Source organism: Modestobacter muralis, from assembly GCF_010682105.1.
GTDB lineage: Bacteria > Actinomycetota > Actinomycetes > Mycobacteriales > Geodermatophilaceae > Modestobacter > Modestobacter muralis.
On record NZ_JAAGWH010000005.1, the window covers coordinates 22534 to 42138 of the forward strand.

At 73.9% G+C, this 19605-nt stretch carries 21 protein-coding genes; 13 read left to right on the forward strand and 8 right to left on the reverse strand.

What is annotated here, in order from left to right:
- Positions 1–26 precede the first annotated feature (26 nt).
- The 3 genes from GCU67_RS01620 to GCU67_RS01630 all read left to right on the forward strand — a co-directional run bounded on the left by GCU67_RS01620 (position 27) and on the right by GCU67_RS01630 (position 2777).
- Entirely contained in the window at positions 27–395 is a 369-nt protein-coding gene (locus tag GCU67_RS01620; protein WP_163609341.1) for a hypothetical protein, read from the forward strand.
- Positions 396–496: 101 nt separating this feature from the next.
- On the forward strand, positions 497–2413 hold the full coding sequence (gene dxs, locus GCU67_RS01625; protein WP_163609342.1) for a 1-deoxy-D-xylulose-5-phosphate synthase: 1917 nt from the start codon (positions 497–499) through the stop codon (positions 2411–2413).
- Between the two features lie 85 nt (positions 2414–2498).
- The gene (locus GCU67_RS01630) at positions 2499–2777 is read left to right on the forward strand and encodes a thiamine-binding protein (protein WP_163609400.1); all 279 of its coding nucleotides are present in this window, start codon (positions 2499–2501) and stop codon (positions 2775–2777) included.
- Between the two features lie 107 nt (positions 2778–2884).
- Here GCU67_RS01630 and GCU67_RS01635 read toward each other — a convergent pair whose 3' ends face one another.
- Positions 2885–4948 carry a 3-hydroxyacyl-CoA dehydrogenase NAD-binding domain-containing protein gene (locus tag GCU67_RS01635; RefSeq protein WP_163609343.1) on the reverse strand — a complete coding sequence of 688 codons (2064 nt, stop codon included), beginning with the start codon at positions 4946–4948 and terminating at the stop codon, positions 2885–2887.
- A complete protein-coding gene (locus tag GCU67_RS01640) occupies positions 4945–6150 on the reverse strand; it encodes a thiolase family protein (RefSeq protein WP_163609344.1) in 1206 nt (401 codons plus the stop codon). The genes GCU67_RS01635 and GCU67_RS01640 overlap by 4 nt, the downstream gene beginning before the upstream one ends.
- 226 nt (positions 6151–6376) lie before the next feature.
- Between GCU67_RS01640 and GCU67_RS01645 the strand changes: the two genes are divergently transcribed.
- From GCU67_RS01645 to GCU67_RS01665, 5 genes are all read left to right on the forward strand, one after another.
- Positions 6377–7471: a sugar ABC transporter substrate-binding protein gene (locus GCU67_RS01645; RefSeq protein WP_246214449.1), complete on the forward strand. Its 1095-nt coding sequence runs from the start codon at positions 6377–6379 to the stop codon at positions 7469–7471.
- A 70-nt stretch (positions 7472–7541) separates the two neighbouring features.
- Positions 7542–8339: an ATP-binding cassette domain-containing protein gene (locus GCU67_RS01650; protein WP_163609346.1), complete on the forward strand. Its 798-nt coding sequence runs from the start codon at positions 7542–7544 to the stop codon at positions 8337–8339.
- A gap of 3 nt (positions 8340–8342) precedes the next feature.
- Complete coding sequence (locus GCU67_RS01655; RefSeq protein WP_163609347.1) at positions 8343–9629, forward strand: sugar ABC transporter permease; 1287 nt, start codon at positions 8343–8345, stop codon at positions 9627–9629.
- Between the two features lie 119 nt (positions 9630–9748).
- Positions 9749–10375, forward strand: a complete 627-nt coding sequence (locus tag GCU67_RS01660) for a hypothetical protein (protein WP_163609348.1) — start codon at positions 9749–9751, stop codon at positions 10373–10375.
- Positions 10372–10875, forward strand: coding sequence for a hypothetical protein (locus tag GCU67_RS01665; RefSeq protein WP_163609349.1), 504 nt, complete (start codon positions 10372–10374; stop codon positions 10873–10875). The genes GCU67_RS01660 and GCU67_RS01665 overlap by 4 nt, the downstream gene beginning before the upstream one ends.
- A 36-nt stretch (positions 10876–10911) precedes the next feature.
- Here the strand turns inward: GCU67_RS01665 and GCU67_RS01670 are convergent, their stop codons facing one another.
- The 3 genes from GCU67_RS01670 to GCU67_RS01680 all read right to left on the reverse strand — a co-directional run bounded on the left by GCU67_RS01670 (position 10912) and on the right by GCU67_RS01680 (position 13666).
- A complete protein-coding gene (locus GCU67_RS01670; RefSeq protein WP_163609350.1) occupies positions 10912–12189 on the reverse strand; it encodes an HRDC domain-containing protein in 1278 nt (425 codons plus the stop codon).
- Between the two features lie 20 nt (positions 12190–12209).
- Positions 12210–12920 (reverse strand): LuxR C-terminal-related transcriptional regulator, encoded by a 711-nt coding sequence (locus tag GCU67_RS01675; RefSeq protein WP_163609351.1) that lies wholly within the window; start codon positions 12918–12920, stop codon positions 12210–12212.
- Between the two features lie 125 nt (positions 12921–13045).
- On the reverse strand, positions 13046–13666 hold the full coding sequence (locus GCU67_RS01680) for a DUF3000 domain-containing protein (RefSeq protein ID WP_338104700.1): 621 nt from the start codon (positions 13664–13666) through the stop codon (positions 13046–13048).
- Between the two features lie 142 nt (positions 13667–13808).
- Between GCU67_RS01680 and hemE the strand changes: the two genes are divergently transcribed.
- The 4 genes from hemE to hemQ are packed head-to-tail and all read left to right on the forward strand — an operon-like array spanning position 13809 to position 17491.
- Complete coding sequence (gene hemE, locus GCU67_RS01685) at positions 13809–14855, forward strand: uroporphyrinogen decarboxylase (protein WP_163609353.1); 1047 nt, start codon at positions 13809–13811, stop codon at positions 14853–14855.
- Positions 14855–16210, forward strand: a complete 1356-nt coding sequence (gene hemG, locus GCU67_RS01690; RefSeq protein ID WP_163609354.1) for a protoporphyrinogen oxidase — start codon at positions 14855–14857, stop codon at positions 16208–16210. Before hemE ends, hemG begins: the two co-directional genes overlap by 1 nt.
- A gap of 23 nt (positions 16211–16233) precedes the next feature.
- Positions 16234–16719, forward strand: coding sequence for a GNAT family N-acetyltransferase (locus tag GCU67_RS01695; protein ID WP_163609355.1), 486 nt, complete (start codon positions 16234–16236; stop codon positions 16717–16719).
- Positions 16720–16774: 55 nt separating this feature from the next.
- Positions 16775–17491, forward strand: coding sequence for a hydrogen peroxide-dependent heme synthase (gene hemQ / locus GCU67_RS01700; protein ID WP_163609356.1), 717 nt, complete (start codon positions 16775–16777; stop codon positions 17489–17491).
- A gap of 59 nt (positions 17492–17550) precedes the next feature.
- Here the strand turns inward: hemQ and msrB are convergent, their stop codons facing one another.
- A complete protein-coding gene (gene msrB, locus GCU67_RS01705; RefSeq protein ID WP_163609357.1) occupies positions 17551–17964 on the reverse strand; it encodes a peptide-methionine (R)-S-oxide reductase MsrB in 414 nt (137 codons plus the stop codon).
- A gap of 154 nt (positions 17965–18118) precedes the next feature.
- Here msrB and GCU67_RS01710 point away from each other — a divergent pair, with 154 nt between their 5' ends.
- Complete coding sequence (locus tag GCU67_RS01710) at positions 18119–18577, forward strand: hypothetical protein (protein ID WP_163609358.1); 459 nt, start codon at positions 18119–18121, stop codon at positions 18575–18577.
- Between the two features lie 99 nt (positions 18578–18676).
- On the opposite strand, the gene GCU67_RS01715 is transcribed toward GCU67_RS01710, so the two are convergent.
- A complete protein-coding gene (locus GCU67_RS01715; RefSeq protein ID WP_014741881.1) occupies positions 18677–18880 on the reverse strand; it encodes a cold-shock protein in 204 nt (67 codons plus the stop codon).
- A 159-nt stretch (positions 18881–19039) separates the two neighbouring features.
- Entirely contained in the window at positions 19040–19453 is a 414-nt protein-coding gene (locus GCU67_RS01720; protein ID WP_163609359.1) for a hypothetical protein, read from the reverse strand.
- Positions 19454–19605: the final 152 nt, after the last annotated feature.

A 19605-nucleotide genomic window follows, 5' to 3' on the forward strand; every position in this document is an offset into this window, starting at 1 on the left:
CCGGAGCCCGGTCGCACACTGACCGGGTGGACGCCGCACTGCCGCCGGGCTGGCCGGACGAGGTGCGGCCCCCCGGCGCCCCCGACTGGGAGCAGAGCGCCGTCGCCTGGCTCTACGACCTGGTGCCGCCGGACTACCGCTCGCACGAGGTGCTGCGCCGCTACCCGGTGCTGCTGGCCCGCTTCGCCGGAGACCACGTCGCGGCCGGGCTGGAGGCGGCCCGGGCCGGCTGGCGCACCGTGCGCGTCGAGCTGGCCGACCAGCTGCCCCCCGACGCGATGGAGGCCGCGATCCGCGCCTACGAGCGCGAGGGCGCCCGGCTGACCCGGGCGGCGCGGGGCGTCGAGGTGGTCGCCGGCGCCCTGCGGGGCGAGCGCTGGGTGCCCCGGCTGTAGGTCCTCGCTCCACGCGGCAGGTCCCCGGTTCGCAGTTACAGTGGGGACTCAACGGTTGCGCCCCACCGACGCTGCCGACGTCGAGAGGACCCTGCCCCGTCGTGTCGCTGCTCAGCTCGTTGACCGGGCCCGCCGACCTCCGGGCGCTGCGTCCCGACCAGCTCCCCGCCCTGGCCGCGGAGATCCGTGACGCCCTCGTCGCCGCCGTGGCGAAGACCGGTGGGCACCTCGGGCCCAACCTCGGTGCCGTCGAGCTGACCATCGCCGTCCACCGGGTGTTCGAGTCCCCGCGCGAGCCGATCATCTTCGACACCGGCCATCAGGCCTACGTGCACAAGCTGCTCACCGGCCGGCTCGAGGGCTTCACCCAGCTGCGCCAGCGCGGTGGCCTGTCCGGCTACCCCAGCCGCTCCGAGAGCGAGCACGACTGGGTGGAGAACAGCCACGCCTCGACCTCGCTGTCCTACGCCGACGGGCTGGCCAAGGCCTTCGCCGTGCGCGGGGAGAACCGGCCGGTGGTCGCGGTCATCGGTGACGGCGCGCTCACCGGTGGCATGCCGTGGGAGGCGCTGAACAACATCGCCGCCGCCGAGCGCCCGGTCGTGATCGTGGTCAACGACAACGGCCGCTCCTACTCCCCGACGATCGGTGGGGTGGCCGACGCGCTGGCCACGCTGCGGCTGCGCCCGGGCTACGAGGACGCGCTGACCGCCGTCCGGCAGGCCCTGCACCGCGCCCCCGTCGTCGGCACCGCGCTCTACGACGCGCTGCACGCGATCAAGAAGGGCCTCAAGGACGTGCTGGCCCCGCAGGGCATGTTCGAGGACCTCGGCATGAAGTACGTCGGCCCCGTCGACGGCCACGACATCGAGATGATGGAGTCCGCGCTGCGCCGGGCGCGCGACTTCGGCGGGCCGGTCATCGTGCACGCGGTCACCACCAAGGGCTTCGGCTACCCGCCGGCCGAGACCGACACCGTCGACGCCTGGCACTCCACCGGCGTCTTCGAGCCCGACAGCGGGTTGTCCTCGGCGGCCAAGGGTCCGGAGTGGACCGACGTGTTCGCCGACGAGATGGTGCGCATCGGCGCCGAGCGCTCCGACGTCGTGGCCATCACCGCGGCGATGCTGCACCCCACCGGCCTGGCGCCGTTCGCCGAGCGCTTCCCCGAGCGCACCTACGACGTCGGCATCGCCGAGCAGCACGCGCTCACCTCGGCCGCGGGCCTGGCCATGGGCGGGATGCACCCGGTCGTCGCGATCTACTCGACGTTCCTCAACCGGGCGTTCGACCAGTTGCTCATGGACGTCGCCCTGCACGGCCAGCCGGTGACCGTCGTCCTGGACCGGGCCGGCGTCACCGGTTCCGACGGCGCCTCGCACAACGGCATGTGGGACATGTCGATCTGCTCGGTGATCCCGAACCTGCGGCTGGCCGCACCCCGCGACGAGCCCACCCTGCGCGAGGCGCTGCGCGAGTCGGTCGCGGTCACCGACGGCCCCACCGTCGTCCGCTTCCCCAAGGGTGCACTGCCGGTCGAGGTGTCGGCGCTGGAGCGCCTCGGCCCGGTCGACGTGCTGCGCCGCGGCGCCACGCCCGAGGTGCTGCTGGTGGCCTGCGGCTCGCTGGTGCCCATGTGCCTGGCGGTCGCCGAGCGCGCCGCCGACCACGGCATCGAGGTCACCGTCGTCGACCCGCGCTGGGTCGTCCCCGTCTCCGACGAGCTGCGCACCCTGGCCACCGAGCACCGCCTCGTGGTCACCGTCGAGGACGGCGGCCGGGCCGGGGGGGTGGGCACGCTGCTGACCCAGGCGCTGCAGGACGTCGACTCCGACGTCCCGGTGCGCACGCTGGGGCTGCCGCAGCAGTTCTTCGAGCACGGCAGCCGCGGCCAGGTGCTGGCCGACGTCGGCCTCACCGAGCAGGACGTCGCCCGCCGCATCGTCGAGTGGGCCGCCCGCGTGGCCGACCGGGCCTCGGCCCCGGAGGAGTCCGCCCGGGTCGAGGGCCAGCAGTAGGAGGACCACGTCCTCCTCAGCCCTCGCGAGCTCGGGCCGAGCCTCTGGACGTGGCCGGAGGGCACCGAGGGGACGAGGGACCGTGATGATCGCCGAGATCCAGGTGGCGCCGTCGCCGGCGGGGACTGCTGAGGACCCGCACGCGTTCGTCGAGGCGGCGATCGCCGTGATCAAGGCGTCGGGGCTGCGGTCGGAGGTCGGGGCGCTGGGGACGACGATCGAGGGTGACGCCGACGCGGTGTGGGCGACCCTGCGGGCGGCGCACGAGGCGATGCTCGCCGCCGGCGCCACCAGCGGCATCTCGCACGTCAAGATCGCCAGCGTCGACCGCACGATGGACTCGCTGACCCACAAGTTCCGCTGACGCACAGTGCGGCCGTCGTCCGGGCTCACCCTGCGTGCTCCTGGCTCACGGTGTGCGGTGAGCCAGGAGCACGCACGATCAGGTCACCTGATCCACGCTGCGGCGCTTCAGGCCGGCAGGGACGCCACCCCGCGGGGGAGGAAGCGCGAGCCGGTGACGGACTCGGAGACGCCGGTGCGGTCCAGGTACGCGGAGATGCCGCCCAGCCAGAACGGCCAGCCGGCGCCGAGCAGCATGCACAGGTCGATGTCCTGGACGCCGGTCACGACGCCCTCGTCGAGCATCAGCCCGATCTCCTGCGCCAGTGCCCGCTCGGCCCGGTCCCGCAGCTCCTCGGCCGTCAGCGGGGAGTCGCCGGCGTCGATGCCGGCCAGCTCCGAGTCGAGGACGCCGGGCGCGGAGAACACGCTCTTCTTCCCCAGCGACACCATCCGCTGCAGCCCCGTGCTCACCCCGTAGCGGTCGGGGAACGCCTCGTGCATCCGCTCGGCCACGTGCAGCGCGACCGCCGGGCCCACCAGCGACAGCAGCTCGAACGGCGTCATCGGCAGCCCGAGCGGCTCCAGCGCCCGTTCCGCGACGGCGACCGGCGTGCCGGCGTCCACGGCCGCGGTGACCTCACCCAGGAAGCGGGTGAGCAGCCGGTTGACCACGAAGGCCGGGGCGTCGGCGACCAGCACGCACGACTTCCCCAGCTGCTTGCCGACGGCGAAGGCGGTGGCCAGCGTGGCGTCGTCGGTGCGCTCGGCCCGCACGACCTCCAGCAGCGGCAGGACGGCGACCGGGTTGAAGAAGTGCAGCCCGACGACCCGCTCGGGGTGCTGCAGGCCGGCGGCCATCTCGGTCACCGACAGCGCCGAGGTGTTGGTGGCGAGCACGCACTCGGCAGAGACGACGGCCTCCACCTCGGCGAACACCTGCTGCTTGACCGACAGCTCCTCGAACACCGCCTCGATGACCAGGTCGGCGTCGGTGAAGGCGTCCTTGGACAGCGAGCCGGTGACCAGGCCGGTGAGCCGGTTGCGGGCGTCGGGTGACAGCCGCCCGCGCTCGGCCAGCTTCGCCAGCTCCGCGTGCACCCAGCCCACGCCCTTGTCCACGCGCGCCTGGTCGACGTCGGTGAGCACGACGGGCACCTCGAGCCGGCGGGCGAACAGCAGCGCCAGCTGGGAGGCCATCAGTCCCGCACCGACCACGCCCACCTTGGTGACCTTCCGGGCCAGGCCCTTGTCCGGGGCGCCGGCCGGCCGCTTGGCCCGCTTGTTGACCAGGTCGAAGGAGTACAGGCCGGCCCGCAGCTCGTCGCTCATCAGCAGGTCGGTGAGCGCGTCGTCCTCGGCCGCCGTCCCGGCGGTGAACCCGGCGTCGCCGGCCCGCGCGAGGTCCAGCAGCTCGACCGCGCGCAGCGCACCTGGGGAGGCGCCCCGGGTCCGTGCGGCCACGATCCCGCGCGCCCGGGCGATCGCGTCGTCCCACGCCGACCGGTCGACCTCGGGACGACGCACGGCGACGTCCCCGGACACCACGCCGGCCGCCCACTCCAGCGACCGCTCCAGGAAGTCGGCCGGCTCGAACACCGCATCGGCCATCCCCAGCTGCGCTGCCCTCGGCCCGGGCGTCGTCCTGTTCTGCGCGAGGGCGTTCTCCACGATGACGGTGACCGCGGCGTCGATCCCGATGAGCGCCGGCAGCAGCTGGGTGCCGCCCCAGCCGGGCACCAGGCCGAGGAAGACCTCGGGGAAGGCGACGACGGCGGTCGCGGCGATGCTGCGGTGGTGGCAGTGCAGCGCCAGCTCGAGCCCGCCGCCGAGCGCCGCGCCGTTGACGAACGCGAACGTCGGGACCGTGGAGTCGCGCAGTCGGCGGAACACCCGGTGCCCGGTCTCGGCGATCTCCCGCGCGTCGGCCGCGGAGCCGATCGAGGGGATGCCGGACAGGTCCGCGCCGACGGCGAACACGAACGGCTTGCCGGTCACGGCGATGGCGGCGGGGGAGCGCGCCTCGATCTCGTCCAGTGCGGCGTCCAGCGAGGCCAGCCCGCCGGGCCCGAACGTCGAGGGCCGGGTGTGGTCGTGCCCGTTGTCCAGCGTGATGAGCGCGAGCTCACCGGTCAGCCCCGGTACCGCCAGGTACCGCACGAGCGATCGGGTGACGACCTCGTCGGTGCTCATGCCAGCTCTCCGTCCCAGTTCGGGTTCTCCCAGATCACGGTGCCGCCCATGCCGATGCCGATGCACATCGCGGTCAGCCCGTAGCGGACGTCGGGCCGCTGCGCGAACTGCCGGGACAGCTGGGTCATCAGCCGGACGCCGGAGGAGGCCAGCGGGTGCCCGACGGCGATGGCGCCGCCCCAGGGGTTGACCCGCTCGTCGTCGTCGGCGATGCCGAAGTGGTCGAGGAAGGCCAGCACCTGGACGGCGAAGGCCTCGTTGAGCTCGAACAGCCCGATGTCGGCGATCGACAGGCCGGTACGGGCCAGCGCCTTCTCCGTCGAGGGGATCGGGCCCACGCCCATCACCTCGGGCTCCACGCCGGCGAAGCCGAAGCCCACCAGCCGCATGCCCACGCTCAGACCCAGCTCCTCGGCCACCTCCTCGGCGGCCAGCAGGCAGCCGGTGGCGCCGTCGTTGAGACCGGCGGCGTTGCCGGCGGTCACGTGCCCGTGCGGGCGGAACGGCGTGCGCAGGGTCGCGAGCGCCTCCCGCGTGGTCCCGGGCCGGGGCGGCTCGTCGACGGTGGCCAGGCCCCAGCCGGCCTCGGCCGACCGGGTCGCCACCGGCACCAGCTCCGGGCCGATGTGCCCGCCTGCGACGGCGGCGGCGTACTTCTGCTGGCTGGCCACGGCGAACGCGTCGGCCCGGTCCTTGGTCAGGTGCGGGAACCGGTCGTGCAGGTTCTCGGCCGTCGAGCCCATGACGAGCGCGGAACTTCCGACGATCTTCTCGCTCACGAACCGGGGATTGGGGTCGACGCCCTCGCCCATCGGGTGGTGCCCCATGTGCTCGACGCCGCCGGCGATGGCCACGTCGTAGGCGCCGAAGGCGATCCCCGACGCCGTCGTGGTCACCGCGGTCATCGCGCCGGCGCACATCCGGTCTATCGCGAAACCCGGCACCGACCGGGGCAGCCCGGCCAGCAGGGCCGCGGTGCGGCCGAGGGTCAGGCCCTGGTCGCCGATCTGCGTGGTCGCGGCGATGGCCACCTCGTCGACCCGGTCGGGCGGCAGCGAGGGGTTGCGGCGCAGCAGCTCGCGGATGCAGCGGACCACGAGGTCGTCCGCCCGGGTCTCGGCGTAGATGCCCGTCGGGCCGGCCTTGCCGAACGGGGTGCGCACGCCGTCGACGAAGACGACCTCACGCAAGGGGCGGGACATGGGACCTCCGCGGTGAGTTCCGGTGTCGGCGGCAGCGCCGGCGACCCGAAGTTACCCGCTGGTAACTCCCGGGCCAACCCCCTCGTCCGGGGAGTCCCGGATAACGGTCCGGCAACGGGATCACCATGTGCTTGCGGTCACAACCAGCCAGGTTCACGATGCCCAGCGAAACGCTTCCGGATCAACGACGAAACGGTAGGACCCCATGGCGCGACAGCGCACCCTGATGACGGCTCTCGCAGCCTCCCTCGTGTTCGGCCTGGCTGCCTGTGGTGGCGGCGACGAGCCGGCGGCCAGCGGCGGCGCGGCTGCCAGCAGCAGCGGCGGCGGCGAGGCGGCGGCGGAGGGCAAGGTCGGCGTCATCCTCCCCGACACCGAGTCCTCCACCCGGTGGGAGTCCTTCGACCGCCCCCTGCTGATCAAGGCCTTCGAGGAGGCCGGCATCGAGGCCGACGTCCAGAACGCCCAGGGCGACGCCCAGCGCATGCAGACCATCGCCGACCAGATGATCACCTCGGGTGTCACGGTCCTGGCGATCGTCAACCTGGACAACGCCTCGGGTGCGCAGATCCAGAGCCAGGCCGAGCAGCAGGGCGTGGCCACCATCGACTACGACCGGCTCACCCTGGGTGGCTCGGCGAAGTACTACGTCTCCTTCGACAACACCGAGGTCGGCCGGCTGCAGGGCCAGGGCCTGGCCGACTGCCTCGGCGCCGGGGCGAAGAACATCGTCTTCCTCAACGGCTCGCCCGACGACAGCAACGCCACGTCGTTCGCCAACGGCGCGCACGAGGTGCTCGACAAGATCACCGACTACACGCAGGTCGCCGAGCAGGCCGTCCCCGGCTGGGAGCCCACCGAGGCCGCGACCATCTTCGAGCAGATGTACACCCAGAACGGCGGCAACATCCAGGGCGTCCTGGCGGCCAACGACCAGCTCGGCAACGCGGCCATCCAGACCCTGGTCCGCAACGGCCAGGGCGGTCAGGTGCCGGTCACCGGGCAGGACGCCTCGCTCGAGGGCCTGCAGAACATCCTGGCCAACCGCCAGTGCATGACGGTCTACAAGTCCGCCGCGGAGGAGGCCAACGCCCTCGCCGAGCTCGCGATCTCGCTGATCAACGGCGAGGAGCAGCCCGACATCGTCAACGGCGAGTCCGAGGACGCCGAGGGTGGCCGCACCGTCCCGTCGGTGCTGCTGGACCCGGTGGCCATCACCCGCGAGAACGTCAAGGACGTCGTCGACGACGGTCAGGTCTCCGCCGCCGACCTGTGCACCGGTGAGTACGCCGCCGCCTGCACCGAGCTGGGCATCCAGTAACCACTCCTCCTCGGGGCGTCCTCCTCTTCCGGGGAGGGCGCCCCGAGGGTTGTTCCAGGAAGGAACACGCATGACCGTTCCGCACGCCGAGGCCGGGTCGCCGATCCTCGAGCTCCGCGGTGTCGAGAAGAGCTTCGGCGCCGTGCAGGTCCTCCACGGGGTCGACCTGAAGGTCTACCCCGGCAAGGTGACGGCGCTGGTCGGCGACAACGGCGCCGGCAAGTCCACGCTCATCAAGTCCATCGCCGGCATCCACCCGATCGACGGCGGCCAGATCCTGTTCAACGGTGAGCCGGTGTCCATCACCGGGCCGCGTGACTCCGCCGCCCTCGGGCTCGAGGTCGTCTACCAGGACCTCGCGCTGGCCGACAACCTCGACGTCGTCCAGAACATGTTCCTGGGCCGCGAGCGCAAGCACGGCATCGTCCTCGACGAGGCGTCGATGGAGCAGGCCGCCCGCGACACCCTGGCCAAGCTGTCGGTGCGCACCCTGAAGTCCGTGCGCCAGCTGGTGTCCAGCCTCTCCGGTGGTCAGCGGCAGACGGTCGCCATCGCCAAGGCCGTGCTCTGGGACTCCAAGGTCGTCATCCTCGACGAGCCCACCGCCGCGCTCGGGGTGGCCCAGACCCGGCAGGTGCTGGACCTGGTGCGCCGGCTGGCCGACACCGGCCACGCGGTCCTGTTCATCACCCACAACATGGTCGACGTCTTCGAGGTGTCCGACCGGGTGGCCGCCCTGTACCTGGGGCGGATGGCGGCCGACGTGGACATCTCGACCGTCGACCGCGCCCAGGTCATCGAGCTCATCACCGCGGGACGCTCCGGCGACATCGGCCTGGCTCCCGCCACCGTCTCCGAGGTGGTCTGACCCATGGCGAGCAACATCGTCCCCACCAGCGACCTGGAACCGGGCGGCGCCGCGCCCTCCGGTTTCGAGGGTGACCGCTCCGACGGCTCGCTCGGCGGTGTGGTGCGGGGCTACGTCGACCGGCTGCGCGGCGGTGACCTCGGTGCGCTGCCCGCGGTGCTCGGCATCGTCGTCCTGACGCTGCTGTTCTACGCGCTGCGTCCCGAGACGTTCCTGACCCCGCTGAACATCACCAACCTGATCATCCAGGCCGCCCCGATCACGCTGCTGGCGATGGGCCTGGTGTGGATCCTGCTGCTGGGCGACATCGACCTGTCGGCCGGTGTGGTCAGCGGTGTCTGCGCGGCCGTCTCGGCCCAGCTGCTGGCCCAGCAGGGCGCGCCCTGGTGGGTCGCGGTCCTGGCGGCGCTGGTCACCGGTGCGGTCATCGGCCTGTTCACCGGCACGCTGGTCGCGCTGATCGGCATCCCGTCGTTCGTGGTCACCCTGGCGCTGTTCCTGGCCTTCCAGGGTGTGACGCTGCGGGTCATCGGCCAGGGCGGCACCGTCCCGATCCGGGACGAGACCATCCGCGGCCTGACCAACAGCTACATCCCGGTGGGGGCCGGCTGGGCGCTGGCGGCGGCGGTGATCGCGGCCTATGCGGTGCTCCAGCTCAACCGCTGGCGCACCCAGCGCAGCAAGGGCCTGGACAGCCAGCCGCTGATCGTGGTGGTGGGCCGGATCGTGCTCATCGCCGTGGTCGTGCTGGTGCTCACCAGCATCCTCAACGCCGACCGCGCGCTGTCGAAGGCGGTCGACCTCAAGGGCATCCCGTACGCCATCCCGGTCGTGGTCGTCCTGCTCCTGGTGCTCACCTTCCTGCTGGGGCGGACGACGTTCGGCCGGCACGTCTACGCGGTCGGTGGCAACTCCGAGGCCGCGCGCCGGGCCGGCATCAGCGTCACCCGGATCCGCGTCCTGGTGTTCATGCTGTCCTCGTCCATGGCGGCGGTCAGCGGTCTGGTGGCCGCCGCGCGCCTGAGCTCGGTGACCCCCGGCTCCGGTGGCGGCAACACGCTGCTCTACGCGGTGGGTGCGGCCGTCATCGGTGGCACCAGCCTCTTCGGTGGCCGCGGCCGGATCCGGGACGCCGTGCTCGGTGGCCTGGTGATCGCCATCATCGACAACGGCCTCGGTCTGCTGCAGGTGTCGGCGTACCTGAACTACATCATCACCGGCGGGGTGCTGCTGCTCGCCGCCTCGGTCGACGCGCTGGCCCGTCGCCGGGCGGCGGCCGGGAAGAGTTAGCGCCACTCCCGATCGACGGGGCGGTCCTGCGGCAACGACGCCGCGGGACCGCCCCGTTGCACGTTCCGGGCGGTCTCGATCCGCTGCTGTCCGGCCACGGACGACGGACGGAGCGCTCGATGGCCGGTGACCGCGCGGCACTGCTCAGGGCCCTGGCCGGCAGCTGCCGGTCGCTGTGGTGGGCGGTCCGCCGCCACCGGGCGGTCGAGCCGGGGGAGGTGCCGCTGTCCTACACCTCGCGCATCGGGGTGATGCTGTGGGTGACGGTCCTGCTGAGCCCGGTCGAGGGGGTGGCCGTGCACCTGCTGCTGCCGTGGGAGACGGTGCGGCTGGTCGTCGGTGTGGTCAGCCTGGTGGCGCTGGTGGTGACGCTGGGCCTCACCCTCTCCTTCCAGCAGCGCCCCCACGTGCTGGGCCCCGACCTGCTGGTGCTGCGGTTCGGCTCCCTGCGGGAGGTCGTCGTCCCGACCGCCGATGTCCTCGAGGCCCGGGCGGCCACGACCGTCGACCACGGCCGCACCCTCGAGGTGGACGGGCGATCGGTGGTGCTCAGCGTGCTCGGGGAGAGCAGTGTCCGGCTCCGGCTGCGCCCGGGGGCGACCGTGCTCCTCGACGGGGCGCCGGTCGTCGCCGAGCAGGTCACCTTCTTCGCCGACGACCCGCGCACCGCCGTCCGCGAGCTGCGGGCGCGGACAGCCGGCAGCGCCCCGACCGGGCCCTCCGGCCGGGGCGCGGTGTCGGCATGAGCCGTCCACTGGTCCTCGCCGCCGTCCTGCCTGCGCTGGCCCTGGCCGGGTGTGCCGGGACCCCGGAGGTCAACGGCGCGGTCGGCATCACGGTGACCGCCGACGGCGCCCCGGTGGCCGTCGTCGAGATCTGCCGCGGCTCGGTGCAGGAACTGGGCGTCGCGGGTCCGAACCGGGGGCAGCAGCCCAACGAGGTGCACGCGGACCTCGTCGCCGCGGCGCCGGTGCGTGCGTCCACCACGGTGGTCCTCGCCGCGCCGGGGGAGGACTGGCAGGGCACGCCGCTGCGGGCACCGCTCGACGACGACCTGTACGTCGTCCTCGCCGGCGACCACGAGGAGGACAGCGAGCTGACCCAGGCCGACTTCCGCGTCGCAGAGCTCGACGCGCTGACACCGGACACCGTGCAGTACTCGGTGTACGACGACGACCGGGGACCCCGCTCCGTGCAGGCACCGCTGGCCGACTTCCACGACCTCGCCTGCCGCACCCGCGGCTGACCGACGCGGCAACCGCGTCGGTCAGCTCACGCCCGCTCAGCTCGCGGTGATCGCCTCGGTGAGCAGCTCGCCGGTCAGCCCGATCTGCCATTCCCGCGCACCACCGGCGCGCAGGGTCTCGGTGACGGTCGCGGCGTCCGCGGGCCGGGGCGGGGTCCACATCAGCCGGCGCACCAGGTCGGGGGAGAGCAGGTTCTCCACCGGCACCGACCAGTGCTCGGACACCTCGGCCAGGCCCGCGCGGGCGGCCTTGAGCCGGGCCGCGGCGGCGGCGTCGCGGTCGGCCCAGCGGTTGACCGGGGGAGGCCCGTCGCCGGGCCGGCTGTGCAGCGGCAGGTCGTTCTCCGGCAGCTCCCGGCCGCGGGTCAGCGCACCGAACCAGGTGGTGACCAGCTTGCGGTTGGCCCGCCCGCGGAACACCGGCAGCTCCAGCAGCGCGCCCTCGGTCTTCGGGTCGGCCTGCACCGCCGAGACGATGGCGGAGTCCGGCAGCACCCGGCCGGGCGCGATGTCGCGGCGCCGGGCCAGGTCGTCGCGGGCCTGCCACAGCGAGCGCAGCATGCCCAGCTGACGCCGGCTGCGCAGCCCGTGCATGCCCGAGGTCTTCCGCCACGGGTCGACCTTCGCCGCCGGCGGGCCCGCGGCCAGGATCGCCTCGAACTCCTGCCGGGCCCACTCGGTCTTGCCCTGCTCGGCGAGGATGCGAGCCAGCTCGTCACGCAGCTCGACCAGCACCTCGACGTCGAGGGCGGCGTAGACCAGCCAGTCCTCCGGCAGCGGGCGGGTGCTCCAGTCGGCGGCGGAGTGCCCCTTCTGCAGCGACAGGCCCAGCAGCGACTCGACCACCGCGCCCAGGCCCACCCGCGGCAGACCGGCCAGCCGGGCGGCGAGCTCGGTGTCGAAGAGCCGGGCGGGGGCCAGCCCGATCTCGGCCAGGCACGGGAGGTCCTGGTTGGCCGCGTGCAGCACCCACTCCTCGTCGGCGATCGCGGCCTGCACGACCGACAGGTCCGGCAGCGGCACCGGGTCGATCAGCCCGGTGCCGGCGCCGGCGCGGCGCATCTGCACCAGGTAGGCGCTCTGCCCGTAGCGGTAGCCCGACGCGCGCTCGGCGTCGACGGCGACCGGCCCGCTGCCGCCGGCGAGGGCGTCGGCGTAGGCGACCAGCGCGGTCGAGGTCTCGATGGTCGGGGGCAGCCCGTCGCGCGGGGCGAGCAGGGGCTCCGCCGTCGACTCCGGTTCGGCCGGCGGCTGCTCGGCCGGCAGGGCGTCGGCGGGGGTCTGGTCGGTCGGGCTCTCGCTCGTGGTGTCCACCTCGGTGCTCGGGTCGGTGCTCAGTTGATGACCCCTGAACGGATGCCCAGCGCCACCATGTGCGCCCGGTCGCCGGTGCCCAGCTTGCGCGCGATCCGCGCCAGGTGGCTCTTCACGGTCAGTGCGGACAGGTCCACCTTCTCGCCGATCTCCTTGTTCGTGTTCCCGTCGGCCACCAGCCGCAGGATGTCGCGTTCGCGCGCGGACAGCTCCCCGACAGCCTCCTCCACGCCTGTCCGGGTGAGGCCCTGGGCCAGGCTGCTGGCGATCCCCGGGTCGGCCCAGACCTCACCGGACAGCGCCGCGCGCAGCCCCTCGGTGAGGGTGGCGAGCGGACTGCTTTTGAGCAGGTACCCCTGCACCCCGGCCAGGAACGCCGAGCGCACGACCGCCGGCTCGGTCACCGAGGTCAGCACGACGGTCACCGGCCAGCCCTCGGTGCGCAGCGTGGGCAGCAGCTCCAGCCCACGGCCGGGGTCACCGCCGCGGCCGGCGCTCTCCGGGCCGGCCTCGGGCAGGTCCACCTCCAGCACGCACAGCGCCCGCGGCCCGGACACGTGGGCGCGCACCCGGGCCTCCTCCAGCCCGGCGGCCTCCTCGACGTCGCGTGCTCCCAGGGTGCGGAGCCGGTCGGCGAGCGCCTCGCGCAGGAGGGGGGAGGGGTCGACGACCAGGGCACTGGCGTGCGGGCCGAACAGGACGCCGTCCGACCACAGCCTGCCCAGCGGCATGCACCCTCCCGTCGTCGGACCGGACCGACGACGGTGTGGTCAGCAGCTGAAGACCCGACGTACGGACCGGCGTGTCCGCGCACCTGGCGCAACGGGTGTTGGGCCGAGTGGAGTACGGCGGGAGTCTATGCGCCGCTGTCGACCGGCTGCGCGCTCGCGCCCAGCAGGTGGACGCCGGTGGGCGGGAGGCCCGCGGCGTTGGCCAGGACGTCGAGGAACGCGGTGAGGTGCCGGTCGAGGTCGGTGCCCTCCGCCGTCCAGGAGGCGCGGATCTCCACGTCGACCGAGTGCTCGGGGGCGGCGATGGAGCCGAAGCGGGTGGAGGCGGTGCGGGTGACGGTGCCGCCGACGGCGTGGTGGTCGGCGCCGCAGGCGACCAGGGCCTCGGTCAGCCAGCTCCAGGCGACCTCGGAGAACATGCTGTCGTCGACCATCTCGGAGTCGGTGCTGGCCGAGACGTAGCCGACGCAACGGGTCGTGCCCTCCCAGGCGTCGTGGCCGGCGGGGTCGAACAGCACGATGAAGCGGCCGCTGGCCAGCTCCTCCTCGTCGTCGGACGGGTCGGCGATGCTCAGGCCGATCGCGTGGGACCACGGGGCGAGCCGCTTGGGTGCGGGGATGGGCTCGAGGGCGACCTCGGGGCGCGGGCGGACGGTGGCCAGTGCGTCGAGGGCGGCCCGGAACTCCGCGGGGACCGGCGCGGGTGGCGCTGTCCCGTCCACCGGGTCCGTCCGTTGCTGCACCACGTCCGCAGGGTAGGTCGCCCACCACCGGGGGCCGCACCCGACGCGCCGCCGACGGTGAGCCGGCCCACAGCCGGCACCCGCGAGCGGGGTGCCCCCGACGGTCCTCGGCCGGCCGCGGCGCCGTCTGGGAGGATCGGCAGCCGTGGGAACAGCTGCAGGACCGGCCGCCGACTCCGACCTCGTCCGCGCCGCCCGCGGGCTCCCCGTGACGCGGACCCCGGTGTGGTTCATGCGCCAGGCCGGTCGCTCGCTGCCGGAGTACCGGGCGCTCCGCCAGGGGACGGCGATGCTGCAGGCCTGCCAGGACCCCGACCTGGTCACCGAGATCACCATGCAGCCGGTGCGCCGGCACGGGGTGGACGCGGCTATCCTCTTCTCCGACATCGTGCTGCCCCTGGTGGTCGCCGGCGTCGACATCGAGATCAAGGCCGGCGTCGGGCCGGTGATCGCCAGCCCGATCCGCAGCGTGGCCGACGTCGACGCGCTGCCCCCGCTGGAGCCCGACCGGCTGGACTTCCTGGGCACCGCCGTCCAGCGGCTGGTCGCCGAGCTGGGCGCGACGCCGCTGATCGGCTTCGCCGGGGCGCCGTTCACCCTGGCCACCTACCTGATCGAGGGCGGCCCCTCCAAGGAGCACGCCCGCACCAAGGCGTTCATGTACGCCGAGCCCGAGGCCTGGCACCGGCTGCTGGACCACCTGGCGATCTCCGCGGCCACCTTCCTGCGCACCCAGGTCGACGCCGGCGCCAGCGCCGTCCAGCTGTTCGACTCCTGGGCCGGGGTGCTGTCGGCCGCCGACTACGCCCAGCGGGTGCTGCCGCACTCGCGCGCGGTGTTCGACGGGCTCGGTGACCGGGACGTGCCGCGCACCCACTTCGGGGTGGGCACCGGGGAGCTGCTGCCGCTGATCGGCGACGCGGGCGCGGACATGGTCGGCGTCGACTGGCGCGTGCCGCTGGACGAGGCGGCCCGCCGGGTGGGCCCGGGCTACTCGCTGCAGGGCAACCTCGACCCGGCCGTGCTGCTGTCGGACCGGGAGACCATCGACCGCGAGGTGCGCCGCATCGTCGAGCAGGGCCGGGCCGCCCGCGGCCACGTGTTCAACCTCGGCCACGGCGTGCTCCCCGAGACCGACCCGGGCGCGCTGACCCACGTCGTGGAGCTGGTGCACGAGCTCACCACCGCCTGATGCGCCTCGTCGTGGTCGGCGCCGGGATCACCGGCCTCACCGCCGCCTTCGAGTGGCGCCGCACCCACCTCGACGGCGAGGTCGTCGTGCTGGAGGCCGGTGACCGGGTCGGCGGCAAGCTGGACCGGGTGTCCCTCGCCGGGCTGGCCTACGACACCGGTCCGGAGGCGATGCTCGCCCGGGTGCCGGAGGCCGTGCAGCTGGTGGAGCAGCTGGGCCTGGCCGACCAGCTGGTCGCCCCGGCCACCACCCAGGCCTCCATCGTGCTGCCCGACGGCCGCCACCGGCTGCCTGCCGGCACCTTGCAGGGCGTGCCGACGACGGCCGACGGGCTGGCCGGGGTGCTCACCCCGGCCGGCGTCGAGCGGGTGCGCGCCGAGGTCGACCTGCCCCCGCTGCACCTGGACGGCGACGTCTCCGTGGGGGGGCTGCTGCGCGAGCGGCTCGGTGACGAGGTGGTCGACCGGCTGGTCGAGCCGCTGCTCGGCGGGGTCTACGCCGGCCGGCCCGACGACCTGAGCCTCGCCGCCACCATGCCGGCGCTGGCCGCCCAGCTGCCCTCGGCCACCACGGTGCTCGGCGCCGCCATCGCCGCCCGGGACGCCGGTGCCCGCAGCCGCGGCGACGTCGACGGCCCGGTCTTCGTCACCGTGCGAGACGGGGTCGGCTCGCTGCCCGCCGCGCTGGTGCGGGCCTCCCGCGCCGACGTCCGGCTGCGCACCCGGGTCACCGCGCTGCGCCGCACCGCCGCGGGGTTCGAGCTCGACCTGGCCGACGGCGCCACGCTGACCGCCGACGCCGTCGTGCTGGCCACCCCGGCCGGGCCGACCGCGGACCTGCTCGCCGACCTCGCGCCCGACGCCGTCGAGCCGCTGCGGGGCATCCCGTACGCGTCGATGGCCGTGGTCGCGATGGCGTTCCCGGCCCAGCAGGTCGCGGCCGGCTCCGGGCTGCTGGTGCCGCCGGTGACCGGGCGGCTGGTCAAGGGCGTGACGGTCTCCTCCTCGAAGTGGCCGCACCTGTCCGGCGACGGGCTGCTGCGCGTGCGGTCCTCCGTGGGCCGGTTCGGCGACGACGCCGCCCTGCAGCGCACCGACGTCGACCTCACCGCCGCCGTGGTGGCCGACGTGGCCGACCTGCTGGACCTGGCGCGGCCCGAGCCGGTCCAGACCCAGCTGGTGCGCTGGGTCGACGGGCTGCCGCAGTACCTGGTCGGGCACCCCCAGCGGGTCGCTGCTGTCCGGTCCGCGGTGGCCGCCGTCCCCGGGCTCGCCGTCGCCGGGGCCGCCTACGGCGGGGTCGGCGTCCCGGCCTGCATCCGTGACGCCCGCGCCGCCGTCGCCGCCCTCGGCTGACGCCGGGCCGCTACCGTGCCCGGGTGGAGATCCGGCAGTTCGTGGAGTCCGACTGGGCGCAGGTGTGGCCGGTCATGGCCGAGGTCGCCCGGGCGCAGGAGACCTACGCCTACGAGCCGGACATGAGCGCCGAGGCCGGGCACGCCGCCTGGGTGCAGGCCGAGCCCGAGCGCACCGTCGTCGCCGTCGACGGCGACCGGGTCCTGGGCACCGCACGGGTCGGTCCCAACCGGCGGGGGCCGGGGTCGCACGTGGCCACCGCGAGCTTCCTGGTCGCCGCCGACGTGCGAGGCCGGGGCGTCGGGACGGCGCTGTGCCGGTACGCGCTCGACTGGGCCCGGGAGCGGGGCTACGCGGGGATGCAGTTCAACGCGGTCGTCGAGACCAACCACGGCGCCATCGCCGTCTACGAACGGCTCGGCTTCACCGTGATCGGCACCGTCCCGGGGGCGTACGAGCACGCCACCCTGGGCCGGGTGGGTGTGCACGTCATGTACTGCCCGCTGTGACGCAGCGCCCCCGACCCGGCGCCCCCAGCCGACGCGGACGGGCGACAATGGGGGCATGAGCGAGCAGACCGAAGAGCGCAGCATCGGCAAGCGGGCGAACGAGCTGAACGCCCGGATCCGGTACACGATGTGGTCGGTCTTCAGGATGGCCCGCCCGCTGGCCGACGGCCAGCGCCCGGCCGCCGCAGACGAGGTCAGCGCCCTGTTCGACGAGCTCGCCGGCAAGGACGTCGTCGTCCGCGGGGTCTACGACGTGGCCGGGCTGCGCGCTGACGCCGACCTCATGATCTGGTGGCACGCCGAGGCTCCGGAGGCGTTGCAGGAGGCCTACGGCCGCTTCCGCCGCACCGAGCTCGGCCGCCGGCTGGACCCGGTGTGGTCGCAGATGGCGCTGCACCGCCCGGCCGAGTTCAACCGCAGCCACATCCCGGCCTTCCTGGCCGAGGAGGAGCCGCGCCGCTTCGTCTGCGTCTACCCCTTCGTGCGGTCCTACGAGTGGTACCTGCTGCCCGACGAGGAGCGGCGGGACATGCTCAAGGAGCACGGCATGCAGGCCCGCCCGTACCCCGACGTGCGCGCCAACACGGTCGCCTCGTTCGGCCTCGGTGACTACGAGTGGATGCTCGCCTTCGAGGCCGACGAGCTGTACCGCATCGTCGACCTCATGCGCGACCTGCGGGCCAGCCGCGCCCGCCGGCACGTGCGCGAGGAGGTGCCGTTCTACACCGGCACCCGCAAGGAGATCGCCGAGCTGGTCGCCGACCTCCCCTGACGCGCTGAACGCCAGTGGCCCAGGACCCGACGGGTCCTGGGCCACTCGCGTTCGACGGGTCAGGCCTCGGTGAGGGTGATGCTCACCGAGTTGATGCAGTAGCGGTCGCCGGTCGGGGTCTGCGGGGCGTCGGCGAAGACGTGGCCGAGGTGGCTGTGGCAGCTGCCGCAGAGGACCTCGGTGCGCAGCATCCCGTACTGGGTGTCGTCGCGGAGGACGACGTTGTCCTGCGCCGACGGCTCGTAGAACGAGGGCCAGCCGCAGTGGGAGTCGAACTTGGTCTCGGAGCGGAACAGCTCGGCCCCGCACGCCCGGCACGAGTAGGTGCCGACGGTCTTCGTGTCGACGTACTCACCGGTGTAGGGCCGCTCGGTGCCGGCCTGGCGGAGGACGGCGTACTCCTCCGGCGACAGCTCGGCGCGCCACTGCTCGTCGCTCTTCACGACCTGGGGCTGGTGGGCGGAAGTGGTCATGACCCCACCGTACGGCGGCCCCGCCACCGGCGGTGGGGCCTCCCGCGCAGGTCACCGCACCCCTGCTGAGGGTGACCAACGGCCGTCGACCGGGGGGCTCGTACCGTGGACACGGTGCCGCGTCCGGCGGCGCCGCACTCTCCGGTGAGGACCCATGACCACCCCGCTGCCCCTGGCCGACACCTGGTTCACCCGCGACCTGCCCGTGCTCCGCGCCATCGCACGACTGATCGACGCACCGCCGCACGGCAGCGCGCCCTACCTCGGCGCCGTCGTCCCGGCCAGCGGCCTGCCCAAGCCGGACGTCGTCGGTGCCGCCAACGCGCTCGTCACCGCCGGCTACGTCGAGGCGCTGACCAACCACGCCGGGGAGATCGTCCGGTTCACCACGATCTCGGGGGAGGCCCGCCGGCTCACCGGGCTGTGGCCGACCCCGCAGACGGAGTGGGAGCGGCTGCTCGAGCAGGCCGAGGCACGGGCCACCGGCGCGATGTCGGACCTGGAGCGGGAGCGCTGGCGGGCGTTCGCCGACGCCGCGGCCGCGGTCGGCCCGGACGCCGGTGCGCTGCTGATGTCCGCGCTCATCGGCGGCTACGTCCCGCGGGCCCGCTGACCCGGCGGGGGCCCGGACGCGACAGTGCCCCCGCCCGGTTACCCGGGCGAGGGCACTGTCGGTGGTTCCAGAGAGCTGCGTCAGCAGCCCGGTCCTAGATCAGACCGGGTTGACGTTCGCAGCCTGCGGGCCCTTCTGGCCCTGCTCGATGTCGAACGAGATGCGCTGGCCCTCGTCGAGCGAGCGGTACCCGCTGGTCTGGATGGCCGAGTAGTGGACGAAGACGTCCGGGCCGCCACCATCAGGGGTGGCGAAGCCGAACCCCTTCTCGGCGTTGAACCACTTCACTGTTCCTTCGGGCATTGCGCGCTCCTAGCTGAGGCTGATCGTCGGGGTCCTGCCAGTGCGCAGGGCCTTCCCGACGAGGACGACCCTAGCTGCTCGGGGCCCTCCGTGGGTGATCGGGGCGCAAAGAGTTCAGACGAACCGGAGATCCGCGGTCCGGTGCCCGCCGTCCGGGGCTCAGAGCAGGCGGCCGGGCGGGGCCACCGGGCGGGCGTACGCGTTGTCGGCGTAGGCCTCCTCGGCGGAGCTCCGGCGGCGTCGCCGGCGCGGGGACGCCGGCAGGGCCAGCTGCGGGGGAACCGGCTCGGCCCGCCAGGACCGGACGTCGAGGGTGCCCGGGTCGGCCCACTCGGCGGTGGCCAGCCGGGCCTCCTCGACCAGCCGCAGCTGCCGGGCCCGGCGCCAGCGGTGGCCCAGCACGTCGATCCCCACGAGCACGCCGACCAGGACGGCGACGGTGAGGAAGGCGTCGGTCAGCGCGGTCGCGACGTCCAGCGCGGTGACCGCCGGCCAGCTGACCTGCTCCAGCTGGTACCCGACGACCTCGATGACGACGTAGAGCACGCCGTACACCAGGAAGGTCACCCGCATCGCCCGCGCTCCTCATCTCCTCGACCCGACGGGTCCTCAACGACACCGGGTGCCCGCGGGGAGAGCCGCGGAGCCGTCTGGTCGGGGTGCGGTCACCCGCAGGGGTGAGGGAGGTGCGTGCCCAGGCCTGGGCGGTGGCCTCGTGGACCGGT